The following is a 20,919-nucleotide window of genomic DNA, read 5'->3' as shown; positions in this document are numbered from 1 at the left end:
ACGAAACAAGTATGGCTTTAGATTCAAAAGTACCAAAAGGTCCAATTAAAGATAAATGGACAGATTATAAAAATAAGATTGATTTAGTAAATCCTGCAAACAAACGTAATATTGATATTATTGTTGTTGGTACAGGATTAGCTGGTGGATCTGCTGCTGCAACCTTAGCCGAATTAGGCTATAATGTAAAAGCATTTGCTTATCAAGATTCTCCTCGTAGAGCGCATTCAATTGCAGCACAAGGAGGAATTAATGCAGCAAAAAATTATCAAGGTGATGGTGATTCTTTTTACCGATTATTTTACGATACTGTAAAAGGAGGAGATTACCGTTCACGTGAAGCAAACGTATATCGTTTGGCTGAAGTTTCGGCAAATATTATTGACCAGTGTGTAGCTCAAGGAGTTCCTTTTGCTCGTGATTATGGTGGTTTGTTAGATAACCGTTCATTTGGTGGAGTTTTAGTTTCTAGAACTTTTTATGCAAAAGGACAAACAGGACAGCAATTATTATTAGGTGCGTATTCGGCTATGAACCGTCAAATTGCTCGTGGAAAGATTGAAATGTTCAATCGTCATGAAATGTTAGACGTTGTTAAAGTTGATGGAAAAGCGCGTGGAATTATCGCTCGTAATTTAATTACAGGTGAAATTGAACGTCATTCAGCACACGCCGTAGTTGTTGCTACTGGTGGATACGGAAATGTATATTTCTTATCAACAAATGCGATGGGTTCAAATGCAACGGCAGCTTGGAAAATCCATAAAAAAGGTGCATTTTTTGCAAATCCTTGTTATACGCAAATTCACCCAACGTGTATTCCTCGTTCAGGTGATTATCAATCGAAATTAACGTTGATGTCAGAATCATTACGTAATGACGGTCGTATTTGGGTTCCTAAAAACATGGAAGATGTACTGGCAATTAGAGAAGGTCGTAAAAAACCAACGCAATTATCAGAAGAAGAAAGAGATTATTATTTAGAAAGAAGATATCCTGCCTTTGGTAACTTAGTACCTCGTGATGTTGCCTCAAGAGCAGCAAAAGAGCGTTGTGATGCTGGTTACGGAGTAAATGCAACTGGTGAAGCAGTGTATTTAGATTTTAAATCGGCAATTGCTCGTTACGGAAAAGAACAAGCAAAATTACAGCATATAACAAATCCTTCAGAAGCAAAAGTATACGAATTAGGACAAGCTATCATAGAAGCAAAGTATGGTAACTTATTCCAAATGTATGAGAAAATTGTAGATGAAAACCCGTATAAAACACCAATGATGATTTATCCTGCAACCCACTATACAATGGGTGGTGTTTGGGTTGATTATAACTTAATGACTACTGTTGATGGATTGTATTGTATTGGAGAAGCAAATTTCTCTGATCACGGTGCCAACCGTTTAGGAGCTTCTGCATTAATGCAAGGTTTAGCAGATGGTTATTTCGTATTGCCTTATACTATTGGAGATTATTTATCTAAAGATATTAGAACAGGAAAAATTTCAACAGAAACACCAGAATTTGTAGCTGCTGAAAAAGAAGTTACCGAGCGTGTAAATTTCTTTATCAATAATAAAGGAACACATTCTGTAGATTATTACCACAAGAAGTTAGGAAAAATAATGTGGGAAAAATGTGGAATGGCTCGTAATGAAAAAGATTTAAAATCAGCAATGGTTGAAATTAAAGCATTGCGTGAAGATTTCTGGAAAAACGTAACAGTTCCTGGTGATGCAAACGAAATGAATCCTGAATTAGAGAAAGCTGGTCGTGTGGCTGATTTCCTTGAATTAGGAGAATTATTCGCCAAAGATGCTTTAGATAGAAAAGAATCATGTGGTGGTCACTTTAGAGAAGAATCTGCAGAAATTGATGGTCCTCAAAAAGGAGAAGCAAAACGTAATGATAAAGATTACGCTTATGTTGCTGCTTGGGAATACAAAGGAGAACCTTCTGCTGCAGTTTTACACAAAGAAGAATTAGAGTTTAACGATATTGAATTAAAACAACGTTCATACAAATAAGAAGATATTATGAATTTAACACTTAAAGTTTGGCGTCAAAAAAACGCAAGTGATAAGGGAAAGATGGTCGATTACCAAGTAACCGAGATTTCTGAGCATATGTCTTTCTTAGAAATGATGGACGTACTTAACGAACAAATAATCAATAAAGGTGATGAGCCTATTGCATTTGACCATGATTGTCGTGAAGGAATTTGCGGTATGTGTTCTATGTATATTAACGGTGAAGCTCATGGTCCTGATAGAGGAGTAACTACTTGTCAGTTACATATGCGTATGTTTAAAGATGGCGATACCATTACAATCGAGCCATTTAGAGCAGCAGCATTTCCTGTAATTAAAGATTTAGTAGTTGATAGAACGTCTTTCGAGCGTATTCAACAAGCGGGAGGATATATTTCTGTAAATACATCAGGAAATACCCAAGATGCCAATTCAATTCCAATTCCTAAAAAAGATGCTGATGACGCAATGGATGCAGCAACTTGTATTGGTTGTGGAGCGTGTGTGGCAACTTGTAAGAATTCTTCTGCAATGTTATTTGTTGGAGCTAAAGTATCGCAATATGCGTTATTACCGCAAGGACAAATTGAAGCTACCGATCGTGTATTAAACATGGTAGCTCAAATGGATGCAGAAGGTTTTGGTAACTGTACTAATACAGGAGCTTGTGAGGTGGAATGTCCGAAAGGAATTTCATTAGAAAACATCGCTCGTATGAATAGCGAATTTATGAAAGCGAGTTTAAAAGGATAAACTCGGTATCAAAATATAATTTATTAAAAAAACCTGAGCAATAAAATTGTTCAGGTTTTTTTTGATTTATAAATTTAGAAAATCTACAAAAAATAGTACTGAAAATTAAGCATAAAAAAAACCTCAACAATTACGTTAGGCTTCCTTTATATGTGTTATTATTTATCGTGGGGGGATTAGCGTTGGGGGGATGCTACACATAATAACACTACAAATATACAGTGCTATTTACTGTTAAAAGTATAGTAAAAGTTAACAAAACATATTGTTTTTGTTATCTAAAATAGGTCAATTTTACTTCTTGATTTCTTCTTATTTTTTAAGTGTTGGTTTTAAGTGATTTGTAGATTTTTAATTAAAAAACATCACATTTAAAGAGTTCTTAAAACCATTTTTTATTTTTGAAAAACAACAACATTGCGATGGCAGTAACCAACATTATTCCCCACATTATAAAATAACTGTATTTGTAAGATAGTTCTGGAATGTATTCGAAATTTGTTCCGTAAATACCAGCGATAAAAGTTAATGGAATAAAAATAACCGAAAAAATGGTTAAAAATCGCATTATATCGTTTAATTTACTACTTATAGTGGTGTGATATATGTTTAATTGATCTGACAATATTTCTCGATAATTATCTGTTGCATCATTGGCTTGACTAATATTATCTTCTAATTCTTTAAAGTAGATATAGGTATTTTCTTTGATAAAATCGGTATCTGTTTTTGCTAATGAAAAAATCATTTCTTTAGCTGGTTTTATATTTTTTCGTAAAAAATTGAGTTCTCGTTTGTAATTATTTATTTCAGTAATAATATTCTGCGTTGGGTTTATTAATAAATTTTCTTCTAAAGTTTCAATTTTATCGCCTAAAAAACCTAGTACGTATAAATAATTATCAACCACAATATCCAATAGGGCGAAGGTTAAATAATCCGTTCCTGCTGTTCGAATTCTCTTTTTTTGTTTTCTGATGCGTTCTCGTACAGGTTCAAAGACATCTCCTTTTTGCTCTTGGAATGAAAATAAAAGTTTCTCAGTGAGTATTAAACTTAGGTTTTCTACTGTTGTTTTTCCATTTTTTTCATTGAGCATTAACATTTTAATACTTATTAAAGTACAGTTTTCATATTCGATAACTCTAGGTCTTGCGTCTGTATTTAAAACCTCCGCCATCACGAGCGGACTAAATTTAAAAACACTACTTATTTCTTGCATTACTGCCATATTATGCAATCCATCTAAATTTAACCAAGTTACGCTATCGCTGTGTTGTAATTCGCTGAGGTCTTTTACTTTTTTAGTGGTATTTTCGGTAAGATTTTGTGCGTCAAAATCAATAACTCGGAATAAAATTTCTTCGGTTTTTTGTTCTCCTCTAAAAATTAATTCATCAGGAGATAGCCCAATATCTTGTTTCTTTTTTTTGATAATTCGTGCCATTCTTTACGCTTATTTTCTTTGATTTACTTGATTAGAAGCAACTAAACACTTATTATTTTCCCATTTTCCTTTTAATGATTTTTCAGAAATTGGTGTATTATTACAGGTTAAGAAATTTCCGTTAGCATCTTTTTTAATGATTTTTAATCTTCCATTTTTAATAGCTTTTATCACTTTATGGATTAATTTTTTTGGAGGAATTATTTTTCCTTTTTTACTAAGCGATAACCCGATATTATTATTAAACAAATCCATAGTTGTTGCTATTTTATCAGGAATAACACCATCTTCTAGTTTTCGTTTTTTATAAGTTTTATAATTTTCTCTTTCGTGTGCTTTTCCTAAAGAACGAGCGGCATTTTTTCCTATTTCTTGACGCAAACTAGCCATCCAAAAGGCATGACGAAAGGCATCAACTTGCCCGCCTGCACCATCGCCATCTAATACTGGCGATTTTTTAATAGAATCGGCAACTCTATACGCTTTTTTAGAAATCTGTTGTGCTTTTTTAGCTTTAAATGGATGAAAAATAATCCATATTTTTTTTGCAGAAGATAATTTTTTAAATTTTTTCCAGTTAGATTGTGAAAAAGACAAGCAACTGGTAAATAGTAAAATAAGTAGTACATTTTTTTTAATCATAACATTTTATTTTTAGCAATAATTTTATTTTTTTTAGTTTTCAAGCAAAAAAACAAGGGGTTTTAGCCCCTTGTAATTCTTGTACAATTTTCTTGTTAATTTTTAAGCTTTATTTTCAGAATAGTCTTTTAAATAAAATTATTATTTATTCATAATACTTTCAATTTCATCAGCATCAATAGGAATGTTACGCATTAAATTAAATGGAGCACCATTTTGTTGAATTACCACATCGTCTTCTAAACGAATACCAAAACCTTCTTCAGGAATATAAATTCCAGGCTCAACGGTAAATACCATATTTGCTTGCATTGGCTGATGTAATAATCCGTAATCGTGGGTATCTAAGCCCATGTGGTGCGAAGTTCCGTGCATAAAATATTTTTTATATGCAGGCCAGTTTGGGTCTTCATTTTGAACATCAGCCTTGTCGATTAATTTTAAATCTAACAATTCTGAAGTCATTATTTTACCCACTTCTTTATGATAATCAGCCCAAATAGTTCCAGGAACTAATAATTTAGTAGCTTCATCTTTTACATGGTTTACCGCATTATACACTGCTTTTTGACGCTCTGAAAAACGACCAGAAACAGGCACGGTTCTAGTCATATCGGAAGCGTAATTGGCATATTGTGCACCAACATCCATCAAAATTAAATCGCCCGCTTTACATTGTTGATTATTTTCAATATAATGCAATACGTTCGCATTATTTCCTGAAGCTACAATTGGCGTGTAGGCAAATCTTTTTGATCTATTTTTGATAAATTCATGAATATATTCTGCTTCAATTTCATATTCCCAAACTCCAGGTTTGATAAAATCTAACACACGTCTGAATCCTTTTTCGGTAATATCGCAGGCTTTTTGAATTAAATCTAATTCAATTTGGTCTTTTAAAGAGCGTAAATGCTGTAAAATCGGGTTACTTTTAGCCACAGAATGTGCAGGATATTTGGCTAATAACCATTTTGTAAAACGCGCTTCACGAGTTTCTGTTTCTACTGATGCGCGGTAATGTTCATTGGTGTTTATGTATACATTTTCGGCAAGTGCCATTATTTCGGCAAGTACTTTTTCTAAATCTTGTAACCAATATACGCTTTTGATTCCGCTAGTTTCTGTAGCTTTTTCTTTGGTTAATTTTGCACCTTCCCAAACCGCAATATGTTCATTTGTTTCACGTACAAATAATACTTCACGTAAATGTTCTTTTGGGCAATTAGGAAATAAAAGTAAAATACTTTCTTCCTGGTCAACGCCACTTAAAAAGAAAATATCGCGATGTTGTTCAAAAGGAAGCATGCTGTCTGCACTTACAGGATACACGTCATTTGAATTAAAAACAGCAACACTATTTGGCTTCATTTGTGCCATAAAGTTTTTGCGATTTTTGATAAATAAGTTACTGTTTATTTGGTCGTATTTCATAATGCTAACAATTAAAATTCTTGTTCAAAAATACTTAAAACTTGGGGTTAAAGTTGTTGTAGTGTGGTGTTTTTTTATGATTTTCAATTTTTTTTAATAAGCTGTAAGTTGTTTTGTTCTATCGTTTAAAGATAGTTAAAATCCCTAGCCCCGATTGTAGCAATTGTTTGAGCTCTTTTTTATTTTTCTTTTTAAAAAATAAAAAAAGCGAGTGCGGAAAGCGGGAAATAGCTCCAAAAAAAACCTCCAAAATTTGAAAATCAAACTTTGAAGGTTTTAGTATTTTTATAAGAAGTTAAAAAAAATTATCTTCTTGTATTTCTTCTTGATGAACTTTCAGAATTGCTAGAAGAACTACCTTTTGATGAATTTCCTCTAGAAGAACTTCCTGAGTTGCTTCTTGAATTATTAGTAGGACGCTGTCTTTTTGGTTTTGCAGCAGTACTACCACCTCTATGACTCGCGCCTACGCCTTTTTTCTTAGCAGTAGACCCCTTCTTTTGTGTAGCAGCTCTTTTAGGACCTGCAGTATCTCTAGGTTCGTACCCAGGAATAATTTCGGTTTTTAACTTTTGCTTTAATATTTTTTCTATTTCCTTTTGATACTCCGTTTCTTCGCTACAAACTAATGAAAGCGCTTCACCTTTTGCACCTGCTCTACCTGTTCTACCAATTCTATGTACATAATCTTCTGGTACATTTGGTAATTCGAAGTTGATAACGTGTGGCAATAAAGGAATATCAATTCCACGGGCTGCAATATCAGTAGCTACTAAAACTCGGTTGGTATTATTCTTGAAATTTGCCAATGCTTTTGTACGAGCTCCTTGACTTTTATTTCCATGAATTGCCGCTGCTGAAATCCCTGCTTTTATTAACTTTTCAGTTAATTTATTTGCACCGTGTTTCGTTCTTGTAAAGATTAAAACCTGACTCCAGTTACCTTCTTTAATTAAGTTGATAACTACTTCTGTTTTTTGACCTTTATCTACTGCATATACTTTTTGAGAAACTTTCTCGGCAGTTGAATTTTCAGGTTCTGCTTCTACTGAAACAGGATTTCTTAAAATCCCTGAAGCTAATCGTTTAATTTCTGTTGAAAATGTTGCAGAAAACATCAAGTTTTGACGTTTTGCAGGCATAAAACTAATGATTTTGTTAATATCTCTAACAAAACCCATGTCTAACATTCTATCAGCTTCATCTAAAATAAGCACTTCTATTCTGTTAAATGATACTGCTTTTTGATCGTGTAAATCTAACAATCTACCAGGAGTGGCAACTAAAATATCGACTCCTTGTCGTAACGTTCTTATTTGGCTTGCAGCTTTTACACCTCCAAAAACTACGGTCGATCTGATGTCTAAATACTTACTATATTCTCTTACATTGTCATGAACTTGCGCGGCAAGTTCTCTTGTTGGTGTAAGCACTAATGCTCTTACGGGTCTGTATTTAGGATGTTTAGATTCTGCTAAACGCTGTAAAACAGGTAGTGTAAATCCTGCTGTTTTTCCTGTCCCTGTTTGTGCTGAAGCTAATACATCTTTCCCTTCTAAAATAGGTGGTATTGCTTTTGCTTGAATTGGTGATGGGGTATCGTATCCTTTTTCTTCGATGGCTTTTAATAGTGCATCGGATAATCCTAAAGATTTAAATGTCATATATATTATTTCAGAAATACTCTAAAATAAGCACTTCTATGAAGATGCAAAGATACTGCTATTTATTTATAGGTGTGTTTTTAATAAATTTAGTAGTATTTCGGCTTCTTTTTGATAAATTATTACGCATTTCCGAAATGAAATAACGCATCGCCCATATTTACGATTGGGAAATTATTTTTAGCGATAATATAGCCATTATCGGGTGCTTTTACAGGAAAATTTGTTTTACCATAGGTATCCATAATATGTCCTAAAACTTGTCCTTTTAAAACAAATGCTCCATTTTTAACTGTCGGATTAAATAATCCTGCAACTTTAGCACGAATCCATTTTCGTTTTTTACTGATAAGAATGCTTGTATTTTCAGGAATTTCAATGGTTTGAGAAATCATGTTAAAATGTTTTAAAACTCGTAATGTTCCGTTAATTCCTTCTTGAATCGCATGTTCATTTAAGCGTAACGATTCGCCTCCTTCATATACAATTACGGGAATATTATTTTTAAAACATTGATTTCTAAATGATTTTGGAATCAGTTTTGATTCAAATAATAAAGGTGCATTAAATAGTTTTGCTAATTGAAAAGCACGAGTATCTTGTGGCGTATATCGTACTTGCGGAAAATTACTTCTTTGTGCGCCTCCTGTATGAAAATCGATGGCAAAATCGACATTTTTAACTAATTCTTTCATAAGATAATAAGCCATTCTTCCCGCTAAAGAGCCATTTTTTGCTCCAGGAAAACTTCTGTTTACATCTTTACCGTGCATATTTCGAGACAAATTTAAGAATCCAAAAATATTTAATAACGGCATTACAATAACGCATCCTTGGTTAATTTTATAGGATTTATCGATTAACATTCTTCGTACCAGTTCGATACTATTTATTTCATCACCGTGTAAACCGCCTTGTAATAAAATACTTGGACCAGGTTTTTTTCCGTTAAAAACATACACAGGAATTTCGATAAGCGTACCTGTTGGCAATCTATCGATCGGAATTTTAATAAGTTTAGATTCGCCTAAACCAACACGTTGTCCTTGAATTTCGATGGTTTGATTTTTAAAATTTTGTGTGAACATTTTTTTCTGAAAAGTTAATAATTTCTTTGGCGATGTTTTGTTTTGTATAGGTTTCTATGCCTTGTAAACCTGGTGTGGAATTGACTTCTATTAATAAAGCGCCTCTTTTAGAGCGTATTAAATCGACTCCAGCAACGGGCAAATTTAAATAATTTGTTGCTTTTATGGCCATGGTAATTTCTTCTTCGGATAAGGAAACTTTACAACCGCGTCCTCCTTGATGAATATTGGAGCGAAAATCATCTTTACTACCTATTCTTTTCATTGCTGATACAACCTTATTTCCAACAACTAAAGCTCGAATATCTTGGCTATTACTCTCGGCGATAAATTCTTGTAATAACACGCTTGTATTTGCATTGTAAAAGGTATCGATAATTGATTTTGCTGATTGATTACTTTCTGCCAAAATAACGCCAGAACCGTGTGTTCCTTCTTGAAGTTTTATAATGATTGGTGCGCCATTTAATGCTTTAATTTGCTGGTCAATATTTTCAGGATTCACTGAAAATAAAGTATTTGGAATCGGAATTTTTTTTTGATTCATTATTTGTAGCGTCGTCGCTTTATTTTGAGCTTGTAAAATTCCTAAAGAACTTGCCGTACTATACACGCCATTTAGTTCAAATTCTTTAACGACTGCCGAGCCATGTCGCGTGGCACCAGCACCAATACGAGGAATAATTACATCAGGAATATCAATAATATTTTTACCGTTATAAATAATTGCTGATTTTCCATTGGTAAGTTTTATGCTACATTTTAAGTGATTAATTACGCTAACAGTATGTCCTGAGCGACTTGCTTCTTGGTATATTCTTTGGGTAGAATATATTTGATCGCTTACAGAAAGTATAAAAATAGTCATAAATTTGAAGTATTGATGCTAGACAAAATTACTGTTTTTTTCGAGTGAAAATTTATTTAAAAAAAAGAAGTGTATTTTTGTGTTTATAAGTTTAATAAAATTCTGATTGCAAATTAGGTGAAAATTATGGAAACGACTGGAAAGACGCAAACGACGGGAACGATACGTGTAAATAATATTCGATTATTTACAAACCATGGATGTTTAGAAGAGGAAGCTAAAATTGGTTCAGAATATCGTGTGGATATTGAGGTAAAAGCGAATTTACAAAAATCATCAAAAACAGATAAACTTGCCGATACGGTCGATTATGTCCATTTAAATCATATTGTAAAAGAAGAAATGGCAATTCGTTCGGAATTATTAGAACACGTTGCACAGCGTATTTTAAACAGAATCTTCAAAGAAATTCAACTTGTTGAACAAGCAGAAGTTAGTGTTGCTAAAATTAATCCGCCAATCGGAGGAAATGTATCCGAAGTCGTAATTATTTTAAAAGATGTACGTACCTATTAACGTAAAATGTTTATAAGTTGTTGACATAGTATTGCTATAATGTTGATAACATTTTTATAAAAATTTCTATAAAAAAAGGAAAGTTTTAAAAAAAAAATGTAAATTTGCAGTCTTAATTATTAAAAGGTGTCTTGGCCGAGTGGCTAGGCAATGGTTTGCAAAACCATGTACAGCGGTTCGAATCCGCTAGACACCTCTCAAAACCTTATAAGTCTTTTGATTTATAAGGTTTTTTTTTGCTCAAAAACTTAACAATAAGTTCATGTAAAAATATTGTTAAAAAAATCAAAAAAAGTATATTTGTTCCTAAATTATTATTATGAAAAAGTTAGTATTAGTACCCTTCATTATTTTAGGTTTATTTCTCTTAGGCGCTTGTGGAGATGAAAAATCCGAAGCTAAAAAAACGCCTGAATCAGCAAAAAAAGAACTTAAAACCGTTGTTGATAATCAAAAAGAAGACAAAGTAGCAAGCTTTAATTACACACCAAAAAAACCTGTTAACGGAACCTTAAAAGGTGTCGTAGAATTAGGCGCTTCTGGTTTTAACTCTTTTATTGTTAAGGTTGATAAAGATAGTAACTACGAAGTTATCAGTAAAGAATTTGGAAATAGCCTTATTTTAGAAGGAATGACAAATGTTAATGAAGTGAGTAAAAAACTTAAAAATTATATTCAATCAATTATTGAATACGGCGTTAAATCCGAAGATATTCATTTTGTGGTAAGTTCTGGGGCAAAAATATCAGATACGTCTAAAATTATTATCAATCAATTAAAAACCATCGGATATGTAGTTAACGAAGTTACCGCAGAAGAAGAAGGGATTTATGCGTTGAAAGCTGTTTTACCAAATAATTTTAAAAGCATCGCTTATGTAGTAGATATCGGTTCTGGAAATACTAAAATTTCATATTATCAAGGGAAAGAAATAGTTGGTGAAAATTCTTATGGATCTAAATATTTTCAAAATAATATACCAGATAGTACCGTTTCGAAAGAAATAAAAAGCATCGCTGCACATATTCCTAAAGGAAAAAAATCATTATGCTTTATTATCGGAGGTGTACCATATAATATGGCAAAAGCTCTTAGAACGGATAAAAATAGGTTTACCATGCTAACTCCAGATGTAAGTCGTTATGATGATGTCGTAAAAAGAAAAGGGAAAAAAGTCGCAAGCGGATTAACTATCTTTAAAGCAATTGCAGAAGAAACAGGATGCAAAAGATTTGTATTTGATTGGGATGCTAACTTTACAATCGGATTTTTATTAGCCCTGAACGAAAACGAATAAATATCCTAATTCATTAAAAAAAAGCAAGCTTTAAAAAATAAAAATTTCAATTTTTTTAAAAGACGTTCTAAAGAGAACGTCTTTTTTTGTTTTTATTAACAAAAAGTTTCCTTAAAATGCTGCATCTTTGTAAGTATGCAAATTTTTTCAATAGAAACTGGTAATTTTAAATTAGATGGAGGCGCTATGTTTGGCGTAGTTCCTAAAACGATTTGGCAAAAAACAAATCCTGCTGATGGTAATAATTTGATTTCCATGAGTATGCGATGTATGCTTGTTCAAAATGGTAATCGACTTACCTTAATCGATACTGGAATTGGAAATAAACAATCCGATAAATTCTTCGGATATTATGCTATGTTTGGCGATTTTTCTTTAGATACTTCCTTAGCAAAACACGGTTTTCATAGAGATGACATTACAGACGTGTTTTTAACACATTTACATTTTGATCATTGTGGAGGCGTAATTCAATGGAATACCGATAAAACAGGCTATATGCCCGCTTTTAAAAATGCCAAAGTTTGGAGCAATCAAGAACATTGGAAATGGGCAACACAACCAAATCCTCGTGAAAAAGCATCGTTTCTAAAAGAAAATATACAACCAATTCAAGAAAATGGACAATTAAATTTTATCCAAAAAAATCAACAAAATCAACTCGATTTTGAGGTGCTTTTTATGGACGGACACACCGAAAAACAAATGCTTCCTAAAATTCAATATCAAGGAAAAACCATCGTTTTTATGGCCGATTTATTGCCAACCGTAGGGCATATTCCATTACCATATATTATGGGATATGATACCAGACCCTTACTATCAATAGAAGAAAAAAGAATTTTTTTAAACCAAGCTGCCGATAAAGAATTTTATTTATTCTTAGAACATGATGCTTATAATGAGGTGATTACCGTTAAGCATACCGAAAAAGGAGTCCGTTTAAAAGAACGTTATAAATTTACAGATATATTTAATTAAGATAGAGATTATGAGAGTTTTAAAACCAATGTTTTATTCGGCAGTAGCAATTTCAATATTAACAAGTTGTTCATCCGTAAGTAAAATAGCCGTGCCTACAGGTAGTAATACTGTAGTCAATATTTCAGCAAAAAAAGCCGAACTAACAACCTACCAAAAAGATAATTGGCAACATTTAGATTTAGCAACCGATTCTATTCCTGGAATGAGTGTCGATAAAGCATACAGTTTCTTAAAAGGAAAGAAAAATGCCGCTGTTATTGTTGCTGTTGTAGATACAGGTACCGACTTAAAACATGAAGATTTAGCCGATGTTGCTTGGGTAAATACAAAAGAAATTCCAGCAAACGGAATTGATGATGATAAAAATGGCTATGTTGATGATATTCATGGTTGGAACTTCTTAGGAAAATCATACAAAGAACACTTGGAATATGAACGTATTTTAAGAAACCCTTCTTTAGTAGATGCCGCTACTTTATCCGAAGTAAAAGCAGTGCAAGAAACAAAAGTAGATGCCGCTAAAAAAACAAAAGATAGATACGCTAAATTAGTAACAGCCTGTGCAGATGCTGATAAAAATTTAACTAAATATTTTGGAAAATCAGACTATACAAAAGAAGCAGTTGCAGCGCTTAATACCAGTGATGTAAACTTAAACAAAGCCAAAGCATTAGCTAGTAATATGTTAGGCTATTTTGCTGATTTTAAAGAAGCTAAAGAATATTTTGAAAATGGAATTATCAAAGCACAAGGCGTAATTGCAGGTGATAATTTAAAAACAGATTATCGTGCAGTTGTAGGTGATAACCCATACGATATTAAGGATAAACCAGGATATGGTGATGCTAATACAGGACATTCTAAAAAAGGAGAAGCACATGGTTCGCATGTTTCTGGTATTATCGGGGCAACTCGTAATAACCAAATAGGAATGAATGGAGTTGCTGATAATGTAAAAATGATGGCAGTTCGTTCGGTTTCTGATGGAGATGAGTATGATAAAGATGTTGCTTTAGGAATCCGTTACGCAGTTGATAATGGCGCAAAAGTAATCAATACTAGTTTTGGTAAAGATTTTTCACCAAATAAAGAATGGGTTTATGATGCCATTAAATATGCCGCTAAAAAAGATGTATTAATCGTAAATGCCGCTGGTAACGATGGTAAAAATATCGATGTTGAAAAAACATTTCCAAATGATGCTCCAGATTTAGTCAATGAAATTGCAGATAATGTACTAACATTAGGAGCAATGAGCGCAAATTATAACAAAAACTTACCAGCAAGTTTTTCTAATTATGGAAAAATAAATGTAGATGTGTTCGCTCCTGGAGTAAACGTACATTCTACAACACCTGATGGTGAATATAAAAAGTTTAGTGGAACTTCAATGGCAGCACCTTCGGCAGCAGGAGTAGCAGCGTTAGTACGTTCGTATTATCCTGAATTATCGGCAAGTCAGGTAAAACATATTTTAATGAATTCTGGAACTAAAATTGATTTATTAGTAACAAAACCAGGTTCACAAACCAGAGAAAATCCTATGGGAGATTTAGTGCCTTTTGCTGATTTATCAGTTTCTGGACGTGTCGTAAATGCTTACAACGCAGTTAGAATGGCAGATAGAATGGTAAATGGAAGAAAATAATCAATTCTAAAAAATATCCAAATACCCAAAATAGTAAAAATTTAAAAAGAGCATTATTTTGATGCTCTTTTTTTTTTGTATAAAAAATCAATATAACTTCTAATCATATGAAAAAAATAATCTTAGGACTTTCATTATTGTCGATGATTTCTTGTGCTTCAACAAGTGCAAAAAATATAAAAAACACGAAAAATCTAACTGAAAATAATCAACTAAAAATAGTCAATAATCCTATAATTAAAAATTATTGGCAACAACATGTCGATTATACGATGGATATTGATATGGACGTAAAAACCTATCAATATAAAGGAACGCAAAAATTAATATACACCAATAATTCACCCGATGAATTAAAAAAAGTGTTTTATCATTTATATTTTAATGCCTTTCAACCAAATTCTCAAATGGATGTGCGTTCAAAAAACATCAAAGATCCAGATAAAAGAGTTGGCGATAGAATTAGTAAATTATCAGCATCAGAAATAGGTTATATCAAAGTAAATTCTTTAAAACAAAACGGTGCAATAGTAAAACACCAAACTGTTGGAACTATTTTGGAGGTTACTTTAAATAAAGCAATTCAACCAGGAGAAAGCGTAACTTTTGATATGATTTTTGATGCACAAGTTCCTAAACAAATTCGTCGCTCTGGAAGAAATAGCGAAGAAGGCGTGGCATTATCTATGGCGCAATGGTATCCGAAAATGGCAGAATATGATTTCGAAGGTTGGCATACGCCTCCGTACTTAGGACGTGAATTTCACGGTGTTTGGGGCGATTTTAACGTAACGCTTCATATTGATAAAAATTATACCGTTGGAGGAACTGGATATCTTCAAAATCCGCAGGAAGTAGGGCATGGATATGAAAATAAAAAAGATGCTCTAAAAATTCCTTCAGGACAAAAATTAACATGGAAGTTTACCGCACCAAACGTACACGATTTTACTTGGGCAGCCGATCCTGAATATAAACACGATATCTTGACTATGAAAAATGGTATCGATTTGCACTTTTTATACAAAAAAACATTAGATAAAAAATATCTGAAAAATTGGAAAAAATTACAGCCTAAAACCGCTGAATTAATGACCTATTTTAGTGAGAATATTGGGCAATATCCATATAAACAATATTCCGTAATTCAAGGTGGTGACGGTGGAATGGAATATGCAATGAGTACTTTAATTACAGGAAAACGTAACTGGGGAAGCCTATTTGGCGTTACAGCGCATGAATTAGCACATACTTGGTTTCAGTTTTTATTAGCATCTAATGAAACTAAACATTCTTGGATGGATGAAGGTTTTACAACCTATATTTCTAACAAAGCCGAAAATGAAATTTTAGCTAAAAAGGATCAAAATCCACACGCTGGTTCTTACAGATATTATAATTATGTGGTAGAAAATAATTTAGAAGAATCTCTTTCTACACACGCCGACCGCTATCATACAAATATGGCGTACGGAATGGGAAGTTACTCAAAAGGAAATATTTTCTTAACGCATCTAGAATATATTATCGGAAAAGAAAATACGGCTAAAACCTTAAAAAAATATTTTACTGATTTCTCTTTTAAACATCCAACGCCAAACGATATCAAAAGAACGGCTGAAAAAGTTTCAGGAATTCAATTAGATTGGTTTTTAAATGAATGGACGCAAACTACACATACTATAGATTACGGTGTAAAAGCAGTAAGCGGAAAAGAAATTACTTTAGAAAGAATTGGTAGAATGCCAATGCCTATTGATGTTGAGGTAGTTTATACTGATGGTTCGAAAGAATCTTTTAATATTCCTTTACGAATGATGCGTGGTGAAAAACCAACAAAAGCAACAATTATTGAAGATTGGACATTTGCACATCCAACCTATAGTTTTACTACTTCTAAAACTGTAAAATCAGTACAAATTGATGCTTCAAAATTAATGGCAGATGTTAATTTAGAAAATAATTCGTACGGTAAATAAAAAAGACAAACAAAATAATTTTAAGAAAAGCGAAAATCCTATATAGAATTTTCGCTTTTCTATTTTTAGGATAAAATTTTCTTCAACAATTTTCCGTAATTTTGCATCTCAATTCAACAAAAAATGTCAGAAGAAAAAAAATCATTGAATTTTTTAGAACAAATTATTGAAGAGGATTTGGCAAATGGAATGTCAAAAGAAAATTTACGTTTTCGTTTTCCTCCAGAACCTAATGGATATTTGCATATCGGACACACAAAAGCCATCGGAATTAGTTTCGGATTAGGACAGAAATATGACGCTCCCGTAAACTTGCGTTTTGATGATACAAATCCTGCCAAAGAAGAGCAAGAATATGTAGATGCTATTAAAAAAGATGTTACTTGGTTAGGATATCAATGGGATAAAGAATTGTATTCATCTGATTATTTTCAACAATTATACGATTGGGCTGTTTTATTGATAAAAGACGGAAAAGCCTATGTCGATAGTCAATCTTCTGAAGAAATGCGCGCTCAAAAAGGAACACCAACGCAAGTAGGAATAAATAGTCCTTTTAGAAATAGAACTGCTGAAGAAAATTTAGACTTATTTAGCAGAATGAAAGCTGGTGAGTTTGAAGAAGGAATACATGTTTTACGTGCAAAAATTGATATGGAATCGCCAAATATGTTATTGCGTGATCCATTAATGTATCGTGTTTTGAAAAAATCACATCACCGTACAGGAAATGATTGGGTTATTTATCCAATGTACGATTGGACACACGGAGAAAGTGATTATTTAGAGCAAATTTCACATTCATTATGTTCTTTAGAATTTAAACCGCACAGAGATTTATATAACTGGTTTCGTGACAATGTGTACGAATATAGTAAAACGGAATTTCCAAATCCACCAAAACAACGCGAGTTTTCTCGTTTAAATTTAAGCTATACTATAATGAGTAAGCGTAAATTATTAACTTTGGTAGAAAATGGCATTGTAAACGGATGGGATGACCCAAGAATGCCAACAATTTCTGGATTAAGAAGACGTGGATATACACCAGCTTCAATCCGTAATTTTATTGAAACTGTTGGAGTTTCTAAAAGAGAAAATGTCATTGATGTTTCTTTATTGGAGTTTAAAGTTCGTGAAGATTTAAACAAAAAAGCCAACAGAGTTATGGGAGTTTTAGACCCTGTAAAAGTAATTATTGATAATTATCCTGAAGGTAGAGAAGAAATTTTAATTGCAGAAAATAATCCTGAAGATGAAAATTCTGGTACTAGAATTGTTCCTTTTTCAAGAGAAATTTATATCGAAAGAGAAGATTTTAGAGAAGAAGCAAATAGAAAATTCTTCCGATTAAAAATAGGAAAAGAAGTTCGTTTAAAAAATGCGTATTTTATAACGGCAACAAGTTGTGAAAAAGATGAAAATGGAGAAATTACCGTAATTCACTGTACGTATGATCCGTTAACAAAATCAGGAAGCGATACCGAAGAAAGCAAGCGTAAAGTAAAAGGAACGTTACATTGGGTTTCGATAAAACACGCCGTAAAAGCGGAGGTTAGAGTGTACGATAGATTATTTTCTGATGAAGCACCAGATTCTCATAAAGATAAAGATTTTATGGAATTTGTAAATCCTAATTCATTAGAAAAAATTACTGCTTTTGTAGAACCAAGCTTGCAAACGGCAAAAATTGGAGAGCAATTTCAGTTTCAACGTTTAGGGTATTTTAATGTTGATGACGATTCGACTTCAGAAAATTTAGTTTTCAATAAAACAGTTGGATTAAAAGATAATTGGGCAAACGCAAATAAAAAAACCGATTAAATAGTCGTGTTTTTTAGCTTTATTTAAGTTGAAAAAAAATTAAAAAACCTCAATTTTCATTTGATAATTGAGGTTTTTTATTAGTGTATTGATTGTTAGTTATTCATATAGGTTTGAAATATTTAATTATATTTGTTTAAATTAAATAAAAATAAGCATGAAGAAAATTATATTTATTATTTTATTAGCGATGTCGTTTACTGCTTTTGCACAAACGCAAGAAAAAGAAGAAAAGATTACACCAGCTAAAAATGAATTTAAAATAGATGCCTTTGATTTGGCTTTTATGAGAGCATTTGACGTTAGTTATGAGCGTGTAGATAATCAGAATATGGGATATGGAGTTTCTTTGTTATTAAATTTTCAAGATGATGATCTTTATTACGAAAAATTTGCTGTAACACCTTTTTTTAGAATGTATTTTTTTAATAAACAAGATTATGGTGCAAGAGGATTTTTTGCAGAAGTATATACAAAGTTTGCTTCAGGAGAAAACCCAGAAGATTATTATGAGCCTGTTTATGATAATTACTCATCACCAAACCAAGAATATTATCATGATTTTTTTGATGTCTCTTTTGGAATGGCATTGGGTTGGAAATGGGTTAATAAAAATGGTTTTACCTTAGATGTTTCTTTAGGAGGTGGACGATATTTAGGCTTTGATAAGCATTCTCCTGAATTTTCTGGTAGAGGAGGCGTTTCATTCGGATACCGTTTTTAATTTCATTAAAAATTTATAGTTAAAATATTATTTTTCAAAAACACCTAATAATTGACTTGTCGTTAATTATTAGGTGTTTTTTTTGTCTGAGAATAATAATAAACAAATCGGATTTTATTTTCATTTTTTTTATACAAAAAATCCATTTTCCATTTTCGATAGAATATGTATCTTTACTGATTAAGAAAAGTTACGATAAAAATTTTATCTAACTGAAAATCAATAATAAAAAAGTGTTTTTTGATACTGGCAAAAATCAGATTTAAAAAATACTTCTAAAATATACTATTTTATGAGTTGTAACAGTTGTTCAACGAGCAAAGACGGAGTGCCAGGTGGTTGTAAAAGTAATGGAAATTGCGCTAGTGGTACCTGTGGAAGTGGCAATAAATTGGCCGTTTTTGATTGGCTATCGAATATGACTTTGCCAACAGGCGAAGCTCCTTTTAATATTTTTGAAGTTCGATTTAAAAACGGACGTAAACATTTTTATAAAAATACCGAAAAATTAACCCTCTCAATGGGCGATGTTGTGGCTGTTGAAGGATCATCTGGTCATGATATTGGTATTGTAGCCCTTGCAGGAGAACTTGTAAAGGTTCAAATGAAAAAAAGAAAAATTACTGCAGATAGCGAAGAAGTTAAAAAAATTTATAGAAAAGCATCGCAAAAAGATATCGATATTTGGCATACCGCTAGAGACAGAGAACAAGAAACTCAGCGAAAAGGAAGAGAGATTATTAGTCGTTTAGAACTAAAAATGAAACTTTCTGATGTTGAATATCAAGGAGATGGAACGAAAGCTACTTTTTATTATACCGCCGATGAACGTGTCGATTTTCGTCAATTAATTAGAGATTTAGCAGGTACTTTTTCTATCCGTGTAGAAATGAAACAAGTGGGAATGCGTCAGGAAGCAGCTCGTTTAGGCGGTGTTGGTTCTTGTGGAAGAGAATTGTGTTGTTCTACCTGGTTAACCGATTTTAGAAAAGTAAATACCGCTGCTGCTAGGTATCAACAATTATCATTAAATCCGCTAAAATTAGCAGGGCAATGTGGTAAATTAAAATGTTGTTTAAATTTTGAGTTAGATACCTATTTAGATGCTTTGCAGAGTTTTCCCAAGCAAGATAAAATACTTAAAACCGAAAAAGGAGATGCTATTTTTGTAAAAATGGATATCTTTAAAAAAATACTTTGGTATACCTATAAAGAGGAAAGTTTTAAGTGGTTTAGAATCTCGTTAGAGCAAGTGCAAGAAATTATTGAACTCAATGAAAATAATGAACTTGCTTTGCCGTTAGATGAATATGAGTTAGAGATAAATCTAGCACCAATAGTTGATTTTGAAAATGTCGTAGGCCAAGATAGTTTAACCCGTTTTGATACACCAAAAAAATCACGTAATAATAGAAGAAAATCAAGAAAACCCGTTGCCAGAAATGAAGGAAATCAACCTGTAAAAACACAACCAAATAAAAGACCGCAACGACCAGTACCAAAATCAGTAAGAAAACCTGTCGCTAGAAAAGAAGGAGAACAACCCATAAAAGCACAGCCAAATAAAAGACCACAACGACCAGTAACACCAAGATCAGCAAGAAAACCTGTCGCCAGGAAAGAAGGAGAACAACCCGTAAAAGCACAGCCAAATAAAAGACCACAACGTTCAACACCAAGACCAGTAAAAAAACCTGTTGCTAGAAAAGAAGGAGAACAGCCTGTAAAAGCACAACCAAATAAAAGGCCACAACGAATACAACGACCAACTCGTAAACCTATTGATAAAAAAGAAACAGCGCAATCTGTTCAAAAACAACCTAATAAAAGAACACCTGTAAAAATAACAAAAGACAATGTAGCTAAAAACGTAGCGACAACGTCTAACGAAAAAAACGTTTCAGGACAACATAAAAAACCAAACCCAAGAAGAAATCAACCACAAAGAAGAAAAAATACCAACGAAAATAGTAACGAAAACTCTAACGAAAATACTAACCAAAAAAAGGAGTCATAAAGCAAAT

At 32.5% G+C, this 20,919-nt stretch carries 16 protein-coding genes and 1 tRNA gene; 11 read left to right on the top strand and 6 right to left on the bottom strand.

Annotated features, from left to right (window positions below):
• Positions 1-11 precede the first annotated feature (11 nt).
• Both L0U72_RS08420 and L0U72_RS08415 read left to right on the top strand, forming a co-directional pair.
• A complete protein-coding gene (locus L0U72_RS08420) occupies positions 12-2,024 on the top strand; it encodes a fumarate reductase/succinate dehydrogenase flavoprotein subunit (RefSeq protein ID WP_233898879.1) in 2,013 nt (670 codons plus the stop codon).
• A 9-nt stretch (positions 2,025-2,033) separates the two neighbouring features.
• Entirely contained in the window at positions 2,034-2,780 is a 747-nt protein-coding gene (locus tag L0U72_RS08415; protein WP_233898878.1) for a succinate dehydrogenase/fumarate reductase iron-sulfur subunit, read from the top strand.
• Between the two features lie 382 nt (positions 2,781-3,162).
• Here the strand turns inward: L0U72_RS08415 and corA are convergent, their stop codons facing one another.
• From corA to L0U72_RS08385, 6 genes are all read right to left on the bottom strand, one after another.
• Complete coding sequence (gene corA / locus L0U72_RS08410) at positions 3,163-4,227, bottom strand: magnesium/cobalt transporter CorA (RefSeq protein WP_233883273.1); 1,065 nt, start codon at positions 4,225-4,227, stop codon at positions 3,163-3,165.
• Positions 4,228-4,236: 9 nt separating this feature from the next.
• Complete coding sequence (locus L0U72_RS08405) at positions 4,237-4,869, bottom strand: DUF6973 domain-containing protein (RefSeq protein WP_233898877.1); 633 nt, start codon at positions 4,867-4,869, stop codon at positions 4,237-4,239.
• Positions 4,870-5,010: 141 nt separating this feature from the next.
• Positions 5,011-6,303, bottom strand: a complete 1,293-nt coding sequence (locus L0U72_RS08400; RefSeq protein ID WP_233898876.1) for an aminopeptidase P family protein — start codon at positions 6,301-6,303, stop codon at positions 5,011-5,013.
• A 305-nt stretch (positions 6,304-6,608) separates the two neighbouring features.
• Positions 6,609-7,967: a DEAD/DEAH box helicase gene (locus L0U72_RS08395; RefSeq protein WP_233898875.1), complete on the bottom strand. Its 1,359-nt coding sequence runs from the start codon at positions 7,965-7,967 to the stop codon at positions 6,609-6,611.
• 122 nt (positions 7,968-8,089) lie between these two features.
• Positions 8,090-9,055, bottom strand: coding sequence for a succinylglutamate desuccinylase/aspartoacylase family protein (locus L0U72_RS08390; RefSeq protein ID WP_193699962.1), 966 nt, complete (start codon positions 9,053-9,055; stop codon positions 8,090-8,092).
• Positions 9,036-9,923 carry a RimK family alpha-L-glutamate ligase gene (locus tag L0U72_RS08385; protein WP_233861572.1) on the bottom strand — a complete coding sequence of 296 codons (888 nt, stop codon included), beginning with the start codon at positions 9,921-9,923 and terminating at the stop codon, positions 9,036-9,038. Before L0U72_RS08385 ends, L0U72_RS08390 begins: the two co-directional genes overlap by 20 nt.
• 126 nt (positions 9,924-10,049) lie before the next feature.
• Between L0U72_RS08385 and folB the strand changes: the two genes are divergently transcribed.
• The 9 genes from folB to ricT all read left to right on the top strand — a co-directional run bounded on the left by folB (position 10,050) and on the right by ricT (position 20,912).
• On the top strand, positions 10,050-10,439 hold the full coding sequence (gene folB, locus L0U72_RS08380) for a dihydroneopterin aldolase (protein ID WP_101918568.1): 390 nt from the start codon (positions 10,050-10,052) through the stop codon (positions 10,437-10,439).
• A gap of 125 nt (positions 10,440-10,564) precedes the next feature.
• Positions 10,565-10,635: transfer RNA gene (locus L0U72_RS08375), tRNA-Cys, on the top strand.
• Positions 10,636-10,758: 123 nt separating this feature from the next.
• On the top strand, positions 10,759-11,736 hold the full coding sequence (locus tag L0U72_RS08370) for a hypothetical protein (protein WP_233898874.1): 978 nt from the start codon (positions 10,759-10,761) through the stop codon (positions 11,734-11,736).
• 135 nt (positions 11,737-11,871) lie between these two features.
• Positions 11,872-12,717, top strand: coding sequence for an MBL fold metallo-hydrolase (locus L0U72_RS08365; protein WP_101918570.1), 846 nt, complete (start codon positions 11,872-11,874; stop codon positions 12,715-12,717).
• A 10-nt stretch (positions 12,718-12,727) separates the two neighbouring features.
• Positions 12,728-14,368 (top strand): S8 family serine peptidase, encoded by a 1,641-nt coding sequence (locus tag L0U72_RS08360; RefSeq protein ID WP_101918571.1) that lies wholly within the window; start codon positions 12,728-12,730, stop codon positions 14,366-14,368.
• A 107-nt stretch (positions 14,369-14,475) separates the two neighbouring features.
• Positions 14,476-16,347, top strand: coding sequence for a M1 family metallopeptidase (locus L0U72_RS08355; protein WP_233898873.1), 1,872 nt, complete (start codon positions 14,476-14,478; stop codon positions 16,345-16,347).
• A 123-nt stretch (positions 16,348-16,470) separates the two neighbouring features.
• Positions 16,471-18,171, top strand: a complete 1,701-nt coding sequence (locus tag L0U72_RS08350; protein WP_233898872.1) for a glutamine--tRNA ligase/YqeY domain fusion protein — start codon at positions 16,471-16,473, stop codon at positions 18,169-18,171.
• A 157-nt stretch (positions 18,172-18,328) separates the two neighbouring features.
• Positions 18,329-18,895 (top strand): hypothetical protein, encoded by a 567-nt coding sequence (locus L0U72_RS08345; protein WP_233898871.1) that lies wholly within the window; start codon positions 18,329-18,331, stop codon positions 18,893-18,895.
• A gap of 292 nt (positions 18,896-19,187) precedes the next feature.
• The gene (ricT, locus tag L0U72_RS08340; RefSeq protein ID WP_233898870.1) at positions 19,188-20,912 is read left to right on the top strand and encodes a PSP1 domain-containing protein; all 1,725 of its coding nucleotides are present in this window, start codon (positions 19,188-19,190) and stop codon (positions 20,910-20,912) included.
• Positions 20,913-20,919: the final 7 nt, after the last annotated feature.

Source organism: Tenacibaculum piscium (genome assembly GCF_021390755.1).
Lineage (GTDB): Bacteria > Bacteroidota > Bacteroidia > Flavobacteriales > Flavobacteriaceae > Polaribacter > Polaribacter piscius.
The sequence above is the reverse complement of the archived record's forward strand: the minus strand, read 5'-3'. Positions and strand labels throughout refer to the sequence as shown.